We start from the raw sequence: 13,124 nt of genomic DNA, 5'->3' as shown, positions 1-13,124 counted from the left end.
TTTTCCACCAGCAGCGTCCCTGCAGGAGATGACTGATACAACGCGCTAGGTTCGTCCTGAAAAGCAGGCGGGAGCCTTGGAGACACCCGGCCGATCGGGTGTGCCTATTGCCTGGGATGGCGCCTGTTGATGGGACGCGAGCAACGGAGCAAGGCAAGCGAAACTGCACAAGGGCTCAACCGCACCCTCTGTCTCGAATAGCGACCCGCCCCTTTATGCAACTGCCATCTGCAACTCTAGGCTGATCGGCATCGCTACGGGCCCAGCAACACCCCCACTTCCGCATCCTTCTCCGCCCACAGCGCATTGATCCACGCCTGGAAGCGCTCGCGGAAGGCCGGGTCGTTCTCGTAGTCGCCGCGCAACGCGGGATCGATGACGCGCTGGCGGATGTGCACGCGGATGTCGCGCACGCGGCCGCCGATGAGATCCATCATGGAGCCAGCGCCCTGGGCGTAGACGATGGTGACGTCGACGATGGCGTGCAGGCCCTCGCCCATGGCGTCGAGCACGAAGGCGACACCGCCGGCCTTGGGGCGCAACAGGTGGGCGTACGGCGAGCCCTGGGCGTCGTGCTTGGCGCGGGTAAAGCGCGTGCCCTCGACGAAGTTCATCACCGACACGGGCATGTGGCGGAATTTCTCGCAGGCCTTGCGGGTGGTCTCGCGGTCCTTGCCGGCCAGCTCGGGATGTTTGGCCAGTTGCTCGCGCGAGTGGCGCTTCATGAAGGGGAAATCGAGCGCCCACCACGCCGGCCCGAGCAGCGGCACCCAGATCAGCTGGCTCTTGAGGAAGAAGCGCAGGAACGGGATGCGTCGGTTGAACACCTTCTGCAGTACCGGGATGTCGACCCAGCTCTGGTGGTTGCACAGCACCAGGTAGTTGCCGTCACGCTTGAGGCCTTCCAGCCCTTCGACGTGCCACTGCGTGCGGGTGAACAGGTCGAACAGCGCGCTGTTGACGGCGATCCAGCTCTCGGCGATGGCCACGAGGACGCGCGACATAGCCACGCGCGCCCCCTGCAACGGCAACAGCAGCTTGACGAAGGTGAGCGCGAACAGCGGCAGCACGTGCGCGATCGTGTTGAGGATCAGCAGCACGATGGCGAGGGGGATGCGCAGGAAGGCGGGGAGCGAGGCGAGCATGGGGGTACCGTCGTGTGTGGGTGACAGCGTAGCGCGGCGGTGGGGTTGTGGTTTGACTGGGGTCAGGGATTGGTCGCGTTCTGCGCGGTGTGGAGGCGGTGTGCCGGCCCTGTTTGCCGTCGACTCGATGGACCGAATCCACGTGGACATCCCAGAAGCCTCATCTTCGTCATCCCGGCGGAGAGCTTTTCAACTGCGCAAGCTGGTCAAGCCAGGATCTCGTGCCTCTGGTCCAGCTGAGTGCAAAGACGCCTGATGACGGAGCTCGGCGAGGCGCCGAGAGGCTGCGGTTGAACGTCATTCCCGCGGCTCTCAACAGCCGAATGGCTGGTCAAGCGGGAATCCAATTCGATCCGGGGGCAAAGGGCCAGATGGATGACCAGACGTTCGTCTGTTGAGAGCCCCGCATTCGCGGGAATGACGATGAGGGAGAACATGCGGCAAAAGCGCTCGCTGCCCCTCACATCAACAGCTTGCGCACCTTCACCAACGCCTCGACGAAGGCATCCACTTCCTCGCGAGTGTTGTAGAAAGCGAACGAGGCGCGCAGCGTGGCGGGCACGCCATAGAACTGCATGAGCGGATGCGCGCAGTGGTGGCCGGAGCGTACGGCAACGCCCTGCAGGTCGAGCAGGGTGGCGAGATCCGTGGCCTGGGCGCCTTCGATCAGGAACGAGATCACGGCCTCCTTCTCGGCCGCCTCGCCGAAGATGCGCAGGCCCGGAATCTCGCGCAGGCGCTCGGTGGCGTAGGTGAGCAGGTTCTGCTCGTGGGCGTGGATCGCCTCGAAGCCGAGCGACCGGTAGTAGTCGATCGCCGCACCGAGGCCGACGAAGCCGGCGATGTTGGGCGTGCCTGCTTCGAACTTGTGCGGCGGCTCGGCGAAGGTGGTGCCGTCGAAGCGCACTTCGCGGATCATCTCGCCGCCGCCGAAGAACGGCGGCATCGCGTCGAGGTGTTCCTTCTTCGCCCACAGCGCGCCGGTGCCGGTGGGCGCGAGCATCTTGTGGCCGGTGAGCGCGTAGAAATCGCAGCCCAGCGCCTGCACGTCGACCGGGCGGTGCGGCAGCGCCTGCGAGCCGTCGACCAGCAGCGGGATGCCGCGCTTGCGGCACTCGCGGGCGATCTCGCGGATCGGGTTCACCGTGCCCAGCACGTTGGAGACGTGGGTGACGCAGGCCAGCTTCACCTCCGGGGTAAGCAGCTCGACGAAACGCTCGACGATCAGCTCGCCGCGCTCGTTGATCGGCGCGGCCTTCACCGTGGCGCCGGCGCGCTGGGCCACCAGCTGCCACGGCACGATGTTGGCGTGGTGTTCCATCACCGTAGTGAGGATCGCGTCGCCCGGTTGCAGGCGCGGCAGCGCGAAGCTGTAGGCGACCAGGTTGGTGGCCTGGGTGGTGCCGGAGGTGAGCACCAGTTCGTTGCGCGAGGTGGCGTTGATGAACTTCGCCAGCTTGTCGCGGGCGCCTTCGTAGGCGGTGGTGGCCTCCTCGCCGAGCAGGTGGACGGCGCGCGACACGTTGGCGTTGTGCAGGCGGTAGTGCTGGTCCACCGCCTCGATCACGCAGGCCGGTTTCTGGCTGGTGTTGGCGTTGTCGAAGTACACCAGCGGCTTGCCGTGCACCGAGCGCGACAGCAGCGGGAAGTCGGCGCGGATGCGCTGGATGTCGAGGGCGGGTGCTTTGGCAGCGGCGTTCATGGCGTGTCCGATGGGTTGGCGGCGGCGCTCTTTCGGGTTTCCGGCGAGGTTGGCGCCTCACCCCGCCCCCTCCCCGCGGGGAGAGGGAGTGAGACGTCAGTCTTGCGGGAGGTGTTGGGCGACCAGTTCGGAAAGATGTTCGCGCAGCGCCTCGTTCGGCAGGTCGTCCAGCACGGCGCGGCAGAACGCGGCGGTGAGCATGGCTCGCGCCTGCGCCTGCGGGATGCCGCGCGAGCGCAGGTAGAACAGCGCGCGCGGATCGAGCTGGCCGACGGTGGCGCCGTGCGCGGCCTTCACCTCGTCGGCGTGGATCTCCAGCTCGGGCTTGGTGTCGATCTCGGCACTGCCGGACAGCAGCAGGTTCTTGTTGCTCAGGGCCGCGTCGCTGCCGTCCGCGCCGGGGGCGACGTAGATGGCGCCGCGGAACACGCCGCGCGCGCGATCGTCGGCCACGCCGCGCCATATCGAGTCCGAGGCGGTGTGCTTCGCGGTGTGGCGCACCAGCATCTGCGTATCCGCATGCTGGCGACCGTGCAGCACGAAGGCGCCGCGCGTTTCCAGTCGGGCGCCGTCACCGGCCAGCTCCACCTGCAGCTCGTGGCGACTGAGGCCACCGCCGAGCTCCAGCGCGTGCAGCGTGGCGTGGGCACCGGCGCGCAATTGCACGCTGGTGCGACGCACGAGGGTGCTGCCTTCGGCGGCGGCCTGCACGATCACGTGCTGCAGGCGCGCGCGCTCGCCCACCACCACGTCGGCCACCGACGTGCCGAGGTGGGCATGCGCGCCGCTGGTGGCGTGGTGTTCGATGAGCGAGAGCGCGGCGCCCTCGCCCAGCTCGATCACGTGGCGCAGGTGCCAGGCGACATCGCCCTCGGCCGCAGCGCCGACGAAGCACAGGTGCACCGGCGAGCTGATCTGCGCACCGGCGGCCACGCGCAGCAACGCGCCGTCACTGGCGAACGCGGCGTTGAGCTGGGCGAACGCATCGCCGGCCTCGCGGTAATGCCGCGCCAGCGCGAAGCGCAGCGGCTCGGCGTCGGTGACCAGCACCTGCGACAGCGGCTGCACGGTGAGGCCGGCGGGCAGCGCGTCGAGCGTGGACAGATCCAGCCGCAGCGCACCGTTGACGAACACCAGCCGCGGGCCGTCGACGCCCGGCAGCTGCAGCGTGGCCGGATCGACCATGCGCGTGGCGAGGTGCGCATCGCCCAGCACAAAGCTGCGCTGGCCGAGCGCGCGCAGTGCGGTGTACTTGAACGCTTCCACCCGCGTGTCGGGCAGGCCGGCGACGAGGAACGCATCGAGGTTGTCGCGCCGCGCCGCATCCAGCCAGCCGATGCCGCTCAGCGGCAGCTCGGCGTCGCGCTGCGAGGCGACGAAGGGCGTGATGGCCGCGGCCTGACTCATGCCGAAGCCCCCGCCGGTTCGCCGTGTTCGCGCAGCCAGGCGTAGCCCTGCGCTTCGAGCTTGAGCGCCAGCGTCTTGTCGCCGCTTTCCACGATGCGACCGTCGGCCAGCACGTGCACGAAGTCGGGCTGGATGTAGTCGAGCAGGCGCTGGTAGTGGGTGATCATCAGCACCGACCGCTCGGGCGAGCGCTGCGCATTGACGCCGTGGGCGACCTGCTTGAGCGCGTCGATGTCGAGGCCCGAATCGGTCTCGTCGAGGATCGCCAGCTTGGGCTCCAGCACGGCCATCTGGAAGATCTCGTTGCGCTTCTTCTCGCCGCCGGAGAAACCCTCGTTGACGGCGCGGTGCAGCAGCTCGTCGGAGATCTGCAGATCCTTGAGCTTCTCGCGCACCAGCTTGAGGAAGGCCATGGAATCGAGCTCTTTCTCGCCGCGCGCGCGGCGCTGCGCGTTGAGCGCGGTGCGCAGGAAATAGGTGTTGTTCACGCCGGGGATTTCCACCGGATACTGGAACGCGAGGAACACGCCGGCCGCGGCGCGCGCCTCGGGCTCCATCGCCAGCAGGTCGACGCCGTTGAAGCTGACCGAACCGGCGGTGACCTCGTAGCCCTCGCGGCCGCACAGCACGTTGCCCAGCGTGGACTTGCCGGCGCCGTTGGGGCCCATGATGGCGTGCACTTCGCCCGGCCTCACGGTGAGGCTGAGGCCCTTGAGGATGTCCTTGCCTTCGACGCGGGCGTGGAGGTTTTCGATGATGAGCATGTTGGTGTGTCCAGTTTTTTTCGCGCGCCCAGGACCTGCCTCGGCGTCATTCCCGCGAACGCGGGAGGTGATTTTCAACGGCGGATGCCGGTCATCCATTGTCTTGTGCCGCCAGAGTCAAAATGGGTTCCCGCTTTCGCGGAAATGACGTCCGGTGGGTATGTGGATGTCCGCCTAGCCCACAGCACCCTCAAGAGAAACTTCCAGCAGCTTCTTGGCCTCCACCGCGAACTCCATCGGCAGCTCCTTGAACACCTGCTTGCAGAAGCCGTCGACGATCATCGACACGGCGTCTTCCTCGCCGATGCCGCGGCTGCGGCAGTAGAACAGCTGGTCGTCGGAGATCTTCGACGTCGTCGCCTCATGTTCAACAATCGCGCTGGGGTTCTTCACTTCCATGTACGGGAACGTGTGCGCGCCGCACTGCTTGCCGATCAGAAGGCTGTCGCACTGGGTGTAGTTGCGCGCGCCCTCGGCGCCCTTCTCCACCTTCACCAGGCCGCGGTAGCTGTTGGAGCTCTTGCCGGCCGAGATGCCCTTGGCGACGATCTTCGACTTGGTGTCGCGGCCCAGATGGATCATCTTGGTGCCGGTATCGGCCTGCTGGTGGTGATGGGTCAGCGCGACGGAGTAGAACTCGCCCACCGAGCGGTCGCCGCGCAGCACGCAGCTGGGGTATTTCCAGGTGATCGCCGAGCCGGTTTCCACCTGGGTCCAGCTGATCTTGGAGTCATGGCCGCGGCAGTCGCCACGCTTGGTGACGAAGTTGTAGATGCCGCCGACGCCGTTCTCGTCGCCGGGATACCAGTTCTGCACGGTGGAGTACTTGATGCTCGCCTTTTCCAGCGCCACCAGTTCCACCACGGCCGCGTGAAGCTGGTTCTCGTCGCGCATGGGCGCGGTGCAGCCTTCCAGGTACGACACGCTGGCGCCGTCCTCGCACACGATCAGCGTGCGCTCGAACTGCCCGGTGTTCATCGCGTTGATGCGGAAGTAGGTGCTGAGCTCCATCGGGCAGCGCACGCCCTTGGGCACGAACACGAACGAGCCGTCGGAGAACACCGCCGAGTTGAGCGCGGCGAAGTAGTTGTCACCCGCGGGCACGACCGAGCCCAGGTACTGCTGCACCAGCTCGGGATGCTCGCGGATCGCTTCGCTCATCGAGCAGAAGATCACCCCGGCTTCGGCCAGCTCCTTGCGGAAGGTGGTGCCGACGGAGACCGAATCGAACACCGCATCCACCGCTACGCCGGCCAGCTTGGCGCGCTCGTGCAGCGGCACGCCGAGCTTCTCGTAGGTTTCCAGCAGCTTCGGGTCGACGTCATCTAGCGACTTGGGGCCTTCCTTCGGCGCGGCGTAGTAGCTGATCGCCTGGTAGTCGATCGCCGGCACCTTGAGCTTGGCCCAGTCGGGAGTGGGCATGGTGAGCCAGTGGCGATAGGCCTTGAGGCGCCACTCGGTCATCCACTCCGGCTCGCCCTTGCGCGCGGAGAGTGCGCGCACGGTGCCTTCGTCCAGGCCAGGCGGCAGGTAGTCGGTTTCGATGTCGGTGACGAAACCGGCGGCGTAGCGGCGGCCCAGCGCCTCGATCACTTCGGCGTTGTCGACCGGCGCGAGTGTTTCGTTCGGTTGGCGGCTCATGCGGTGGTCCTGCCCTTGATCTCGCTGATGGCGATGGTTGCCAGCGCCGGACGCGCCGGCGGCTGCAGCATGTCGGCCAGACTCACGCCGCGCAGGGCGTTGTCCAGGATGTGGTTGATCTGTCGCCAGCTGCCGCGCACGCCGCACTGCGACTCGCGATCGCACTGGCCGTCGGTGCCGCACTCGGTCATGCCGATGCGCCCTTCCATGGCCTCGACGATCTCGGCCAGGTTGATCGCCGTGGCCGGACGCGCCAGGCGATAGCCGCCGTTGACGCCGCGGAACGACTCCACCAGGCCGGCGTGGCCGAGCGACTTCAGCAGCTTGCTCACGGTGGGCAATTCCAGATGCGTCTCCTCGGCGATCTGCGCCGTGCTGAGCACGCTCTCCGGATGCGCGGCGATGCAGGTCATCACCACGGTGGCGTAGTCAGTGAGTCGGCTGACACGGAGCATGGCGGCCCGCCCGTTGAATCAAGACCAAAATGGTACGGATTGACGCCCTTGCGGTCAATCCGGACACGGCGCCGCAGGCAGCTGGTTGCACCACGATCGGGCAAGTGGGCGCACCGCGAGCGGGCGTGTCGGTGCGGATCGCCGCGCGGAGGCATCGCCTGCATCAAGGCTGCGCCTCGTCCGGCGGCGGATCTCCCGTGCTGGCACGCAATCTGCTGTATCGCAGCAAACCACGGCCGCACGGGGAGCAAGGCACGCCATGAAGTGGATCACCGCGATCATCAAACCGTTCAAGCTCGACGAAGTGCGCGAGGCGCTGGCCGAGGCCGGCGTGCAGGGAATGACCGTCACCGAGGTGAAGGGCTTCGGCCGCCAGCACGGCCACACCGAGCTGTACCGCGGCGCCGAGTACGTGGTGGATTTCCTGCCCAAGCTGAAGATCGAGATCGCGGTGAGCGACGAGCAGGCCGAGCGCGCGATCGAGGCGATCAGCTCCACCGCGCGCACCGGCAAGGTGGGCGACGGCAAGATCATGGTGTTCGACTTGGAGCAGGTGATCCGCATCCGCACGCAGGAGGTCGACGCCGATGCGCTGTGATCGCCTGCTCGCCCTGCGCCGCCCGCTGGCCTTCGCCGCCGGCGCGCTGCTCGCCCTGCCCGCCTTCGCGCAAGGCGCGACACCCAAGCTCGACAGCGGCGACACCGCCTGGATGCTTACCGCCTCCATGCTGGTGCTGCTGATGACGATTCCGGGGCTCGCCCTCTTCTACGGCGGCATGGTGCGCGCCAAGAACCTGCTGTCGATACTGATGCAGTGCTTCGCGATCACCGCGCTGGTGACCGTGCTGTGGATGGTCTACGGCTATTCGCTGGCCTTCAGCACCGCCGGCATGCACGCCGGCCAGGTCGACCTGCACTCGATCATCGGCGGGCTGGACCGCTTCATGCTGGCCGGGCTCAAGCCGGACTCGCTGTACAACACGGTGCCGGAAAGCGTCTTCGTGATGTTCCAGCTCACCTTCGCCATCATCACGCCAGCGCTGATCATCGGCGCCTTCGCCGAACGCATGAAATTCAGCGCGCTGCTGTGGTTCACCGGCCTGTGGCTGACCTTCGTCTACCTACCGATGGCGCACATGGTGTGGAGCGGCCCCGGCTCGCTGCTGGGCGACCTGGGCGTGCTGGATTTCGCCGGCGGCACCGTGGTGCACATCAATGCGGGCATTGCCGGCCTGGTGGCGTGTCTGGTGATCGGAAAGCGCAAGGGCTACCCGACCACGCCGATGCCGCCGCACAACCTGGGCTACACCGTGATCGGCGCGAGCCTGCTGTGGCTGGGCTGGTTCGGCTTCAACGCCGGCTCGGCGGTGGCCTCCAACGGCAGCGCCGGCATGGCGATGCTGGTGACCCAGATCGCCACCGCGGGCGCGGTGATCGGCTGGACCACGGTGGAGTGGCTGATGCACAAGCGGCCCAGCGTGCTGGGCGCGGTGTCCGGCGCGGTGGCCGGGCTGGTCGCGGTGACGCCGGCCTCGGGCACCTGCGGACCGGGCGGTGCGCTGGTGCTGGGGCTGCTCGCGGGCGCGGCGTGCTTCTTCACCGCCACGCGATTGAAGAACAAGCTGGGCTACGACGACTCGCTCGACGTGTTCGGCGTGCACGCCATCGCCGGCATCATCGGCGGCCTGCTCACCGGCCCGCTGGCGGCGGCCACGCTGGGCGGCTTCGGCAACGTCACCTCGCTCGGCGGCCAGCTGTGGATCCAGGCCAAGGGCGTGGGCTTCACCATCGCGTGGAGCGCGGCGCTGAGCTACGCCATCCTCAAGCTGCTCGATCTCTCGATCGGCCTGCGCGTGGATGCCGAGCAGGAGCAGGTGGGCCTGGATCTGTCCGAGCACGAGGAGCGGGCTTACAACCTCTGAGTCGCACTGCGAAAGAGGCATGGAGTTGCTGCGTCGGCACGTACGACGCGCGTCGGGGCTGAAGCCCCTCCCACAAGGCACAACGGCACACTGCGACTTCTGTGGGAGCGGCTTCAGCCGCGACGCATCAGCCGCAAAGCGCAACGGCTGATGCGTCCCCGGCCCTCCGCTAGACTCAGCGCTTTGCCGCCGCACGCCTACCCATGACCACCGCCGACCGCGCCGCCGACCGCCTCGCCTGGCTCCGCCGCACCCTGGGCGATGACTCGCTGACGCTCGAAAGCGCCTCGGCCGATGCCAGCTTCCGCAGCTACTGGCGCACGCATCACGACGGCCGCAGCTGGATCGTGATGGATTCGCCGCCCGCGCAGGAAGATCCGGCGCCGTGGCTGGCGTTGGGCAAGCGCCTTGCCGCTGCGGGGCTGCACGTGCCGGAGGTGCGCGCCACCGATCTGGAACGCGGCTTCCTGCTGATCGAGGATCTCGGCACGCGGATGTACCTGCCCGAGTTGTCCGAGGCGAGTGTCGACCGCCTCTACGGCGACGCGCTGGCCGCGCTGCTGCGGATGCAGTCGACTTGCGGCATCGAGGGGCTGGCACCGTACGACCGCGCCTTCCTCGCGCGCGAGCTGGCGATCATGCCGGAGTGGTTCCTCGGCCGGCATATCGGCGTGGCACCTGACGCAGACGAGCAGGCCACGATGGATGACGCCTTTGCCGTGCTGCTGGACAACGCGCTGGCGCAGCCGGTGGTGTTCGTGCATCGCGACTTCCACAGCCGCAACCTGCTGGTGATCGACGACGCGGCGCCGCTGCGCAGTCCCGGCATCATTGATTTCCAGGGCGCGCTGGCCGGCCCGATCACCTACGACCTCGCCTCGCTGCTGCGCGACTGCTACATCACCTGGCCGCGCGAGCGCGTGGAAGCCTGGGCCGAGGGCTACCGCGCGCAGCTGCGGCAGACCGGGCTGATCGACGAAGCGCTGGACGCCGCCACCTTCCTGCGCTGGTTCGACCTCACCGGCCTGCAGCGGCACATCAAGGTGCTGGGCATCTTCTGCCGGCTGCACTACCGCGACGGCAAGCACGGCTATCTGGCAGACCTGCCGCGCGTGTTCGACTACGTGATCGACGTGGCCGCCGGTTACCCGGAGCTGGAGCCGCTGGCCGATCTGCTGGCGCGCCACGCCGGCGAACGCGACCTCACCCGCGCGGTGGCGGCGGCATGAGGCACGCGCTGATCTTTGCCGCCGGGCTGGGCGAACGCATGCGCCCGCTCACCGACCACACACCCAAGCCGCTGCTGGTTGCCGGCGGCAAGCCGCTGATCGCCTGGCACCTGGAAAAGCTCGCCGCCATCGGCGTCAACTACGTGGTGATCAACACCTCGCACCTGGCCGAGCAGTTTCCCGACGCACTGGGCGACGGCTCGCGCTGGGGTCTGCGCATTCGCTACGCCTATGAAGGCCCCACCCCGCTGGAAACCGGCGGCGGCATGCTCAACGCACTGCCGCTGCTGGGACCGCAGCCCTTTCTCGCCATCAACGGCGACATCTGGACCGATCTGGATTTCGCCACCCTGCCCGCCGAACCGCGTGGCGCGGCGCACCTGGTGATGGTGGACAACCCCGCGCATCATCCACAGGGCGACTTCACCCTCGACGCCGCCGGGCGGCTGCACGACGCGGGCGAACCGAAGCTGACCTTCGCCGGCGTGGGCGTCTATGACGCGAGCGTGCTGGAGGGCTGGCAGGCGCTGGCCACGGCCGGCGATCCCGCGCGTCCGCCGCGCTTCGCGCTGGCGCCGCTGCTGCGCGAAGCGATGCGCCGCGGCGACATCGACGGCACGCATCATCGCGGCGCCTGGACCGACGTCGGCACGCCCGAACGCCTCGCCGATCTGGATGCGCAACTGCGCTGAGCCACGCCACGATCAACGCACACATCCTGTAGGAGCCCGCTCGCGGGCGATGCTCCTGGCTTTGAATCTGGATTCAGAGCGAAAGGCATCGCCCGCGAGCGGGCTCCTACAGAGGAGTGCTGGCTGCGCTGATCCGCGCCGGGCCGCTGCTCAGATCGCCTTGTTCGGTGGCGGTGCGGTCAAGGTGGGGGCGCCGGTGTCAGCCGAGCGGATGGGTTGTGGCAGCGGCGGCAGCTTGCTGCCCAGTTCCGGCGCCTTGGCCGCATCGGCGGCCTGCTGCGTCATCACCACGATGCTGATGCGCCGGTTGATCGCCGCGCTCGGGTTGTTCCTGTCGAACGGCACCGACGCGGCCAGGCCGACCACGCGGGCGATCTTGCTGTCCTGCAGGCCACCTTCCAGCAGCGCGCGCCGCGCCGCGTTGGCCCGGTCGGCGGAGAGCTCCCAGTTGCCGTAGGTGTGGTCGCTGGAATACGGCGCATCGTCGGTGTGGCCGGAGATGCTGATCGGGTTCGGCACGCGGTTGATGAAGCCGGACAGCTCGTGGAGGATGTCGACCGTGTAGTCCTTCAACCGCGCACTGCCGGTGTCGAACATCGGCCGGTTCTGCTTGTCGACGATCTGGATGCGCAGGCCTTCGGAGGTGATGTCCAGCAGCAGCTGGTCCTTGAACGGCGCCAGCGCCTGGCTGCTCTGGATGGCCGCGTGCAGCTGCTGCATCAGTTCGTCCAGCCGCGCCTTTTCCTGCGCCCGCGCCTGTTTCTCGATGGCTTCCTTCGACATGGCCGGCGGCGTGTTGCGGCGATCGTCGCCCTTGCCGCGCGGCAGGTCCATCGCGCCGCCGAGCTGGATCGCACTGTCGCTGGCGCCGCCCGGCCCCATCTTGCCCGGCGGCGCAATGGTCGCCGTGCCGGGATCGGCGCTGGGGTTCTTGAAGTATTCGGAGATCGCCGCCTTCTGCTCGCGGGTGCCCACGCCGATCAGCCACATCACCAGGAAGAACGCCATCATCGCGGTGACGAAGTCGGCATAGGCCACCTTCCACGCACCGCCGTGATGACCATGCCCGGTGACGCGCTTGATGCGCCGGACGACGATGACCGATTCGGACTCGTCGCTCACCGCGTCGCTCCCGCGCGGCCATCTTTCAGGTGCGCCTCGAAATCGCTGAAGCTCGGGCGCGCCTGCGCCGACAGCGACTTGCGGGCGAACTCCACCGCCACCTTGGGGTTGTAGCCGCGCAGGTTGGCGATCAGGGCCACCTTGACGCACTCGAACGCGCGCGAATCCTCCTGCACGCGATTCTCCATCGCCGAGCCCAGCGGCCCGATGAAGCCGTAGCAGAGCAGGATGCCGAGGAAGGTGCCGACCAGCGCGCCGGCGATGTGCTCGCCGATCTGCGAGGTGTCGCCGGTGAGCTGCGACATGGTGGTGACGATGCCGAGCACCGCCGCCACGATGCCGAAGCCCGGCAGCGCATCGGCCGCCTTGGCCACGGCCATCGACGGCGCCTCGGCCTCGCGATGGTGGGTTTCCAGCTCGAAGTCGAGCAGCGGTTCGAGCTCGTGCGCGTTCATGCTGCCGCTGACCATCAGGCGCAGGCAGTCGGTGAGGAATTCGATCAGGTGATGCTCGCGCACCAGCCGCGGGTAGGCCGAGAAGATCGGGCTCGCCTGCGGATCCTCGATGTGCTGCTCCAGCCCGAGCAGACCTTCCTTGCGCGCCACGCTGAAGATGTCATACAGCAGCGACAGCAGGTCGACATAGTCCTGCTGCTTGTAGGTCGGCCCCTTGACCAGGCCCAGCGCCCCCGCGAACGACTGCTTCACGATGCTGGCCGGATTGGCGATCAGGAAGGCTCCCATCGCGCCGCCGCCGATGATCAGCAGCTCGTAGGGCTGCCACAGCGCCAGCAGATGGCCGTGGGACAACAGGTAGCCGCCCGTCACGCAGACAAGAACGACGAGCGTACCGACGACAGCCATCATGGGTGGAGTGCCTCGTGTGAGAAATCGGCTTCTGCGACACCGGGGCTATCGGCACGATCGGTCGAAAGTTGAGGACGCGAAGACCGATCGCGCGAACATATGTCCGGCACGTTGGCCGGCCGATCGACCGGGGCACAGGCGGCCAATCCATGCCGTCGCCTGCGCGCGGACGGGGCGTC

Annotated in this window: 12 protein-coding genes; 4 read left to right on the top strand and 8 right to left on the bottom strand. The window is 67.7% G+C overall.

Features of this window, described 5'->3' with window-relative positions; all coding sequences use genetic code 11:
* Positions 1-254: 254 nt before the first annotated feature.
* The 6 genes from ISP17_RS06015 to ISP17_RS05990 all read right to left on the bottom strand — a co-directional run bounded on the left by ISP17_RS06015 (position 255) and on the right by ISP17_RS05990 (position 7,114).
* Positions 255-1,145, bottom strand: a complete 891-nt coding sequence (locus tag ISP17_RS06015; RefSeq protein ID WP_404631000.1) for an acyltransferase — start codon at positions 1,143-1,145, stop codon at positions 255-257.
* A 460-nt stretch (positions 1,146-1,605) separates the two neighbouring features.
* Positions 1,606-2,847, bottom strand: a complete 1,242-nt coding sequence (locus ISP17_RS06010; RefSeq protein WP_404630998.1) for a cysteine desulfurase — start codon at positions 2,845-2,847, stop codon at positions 1,606-1,608.
* Positions 2,848-2,943: 96 nt separating this feature from the next.
* Positions 2,944-4,254, bottom strand: a complete 1,311-nt coding sequence (gene sufD / locus ISP17_RS06005) for a Fe-S cluster assembly protein SufD (protein ID WP_404630996.1) — start codon at positions 4,252-4,254, stop codon at positions 2,944-2,946.
* On the bottom strand, positions 4,251-5,018 hold the full coding sequence (gene sufC, locus ISP17_RS06000; RefSeq protein WP_404630994.1) for a Fe-S cluster assembly ATPase SufC: 768 nt from the start codon (positions 5,016-5,018) through the stop codon (positions 4,251-4,253). Before sufC ends, sufD begins: the two co-directional genes overlap by 4 nt.
* A gap of 174 nt (positions 5,019-5,192) precedes the next feature.
* Positions 5,193-6,659: a Fe-S cluster assembly protein SufB gene (sufB, locus tag ISP17_RS05995; protein WP_404630992.1), complete on the bottom strand. Its 1,467-nt coding sequence runs from the start codon at positions 6,657-6,659 to the stop codon at positions 5,193-5,195.
* Positions 6,656-7,114: an SUF system Fe-S cluster assembly regulator gene (locus ISP17_RS05990; protein WP_404630990.1), complete on the bottom strand. Its 459-nt coding sequence runs from the start codon at positions 7,112-7,114 to the stop codon at positions 6,656-6,658. The genes sufB and ISP17_RS05990 overlap by 4 nt, the downstream gene beginning before the upstream one ends.
* 259 nt (positions 7,115-7,373) lie before the next feature.
* Between ISP17_RS05990 and ISP17_RS05985 the strand changes: the two genes are divergently transcribed.
* The 4 genes from ISP17_RS05985 (at position 7,374) to murU (ending at position 10,957) form a co-directional block, all read left to right on the top strand.
* Positions 7,374-7,712: a P-II family nitrogen regulator gene (locus ISP17_RS05985; RefSeq protein WP_404630988.1), complete on the top strand. Its 339-nt coding sequence runs from the start codon at positions 7,374-7,376 to the stop codon at positions 7,710-7,712.
* The gene (locus ISP17_RS05980; protein ID WP_404630986.1) at positions 7,702-9,036 is read left to right on the top strand and encodes an ammonium transporter; all 1,335 of its coding nucleotides are present in this window, start codon (positions 7,702-7,704) and stop codon (positions 9,034-9,036) included. Before ISP17_RS05985 ends, ISP17_RS05980 begins: the two co-directional genes overlap by 11 nt.
* A gap of 203 nt (positions 9,037-9,239) precedes the next feature.
* Entirely contained in the window at positions 9,240-10,265 is a 1,026-nt protein-coding gene (locus ISP17_RS05975; protein ID WP_404630984.1) for an aminoglycoside phosphotransferase family protein, read from the top strand.
* Positions 10,262-10,957 carry an N-acetylmuramate alpha-1-phosphate uridylyltransferase MurU gene (gene murU, locus ISP17_RS05970; RefSeq protein ID WP_404630982.1) on the top strand — a complete coding sequence of 232 codons (696 nt, stop codon included), beginning with the start codon at positions 10,262-10,264 and terminating at the stop codon, positions 10,955-10,957. Before ISP17_RS05975 ends, murU begins: the two co-directional genes overlap by 4 nt.
* Before the next feature lie 150 nt (positions 10,958-11,107).
* Here the strand turns inward: murU and motB are convergent, their stop codons facing one another.
* Complete coding sequence (gene motB, locus ISP17_RS05965; protein ID WP_404630980.1) at positions 11,108-12,079, bottom strand: flagellar motor protein MotB; 972 nt, start codon at positions 12,077-12,079, stop codon at positions 11,108-11,110.
* A complete protein-coding gene (gene motA, locus ISP17_RS05960; protein ID WP_404630978.1) occupies positions 12,076-12,945 on the bottom strand; it encodes a flagellar motor stator protein MotA in 870 nt (289 codons plus the stop codon). The genes motB and motA overlap by 4 nt, the downstream gene beginning before the upstream one ends.
* Positions 12,946-13,124: the final 179 nt, after the last annotated feature.

The sequence above is a fragment of the Dyella ginsengisoli genome (assembly GCF_044904665.1).
GTDB lineage: Bacteria > Pseudomonadota > Gammaproteobacteria > Xanthomonadales > Rhodanobacteraceae > Dyella_A > Dyella_A ginsengisoli.
The sequence above is the reverse complement of the archived record's forward strand: the minus strand, read 5'-3'. Positions and strand labels throughout refer to the sequence as shown.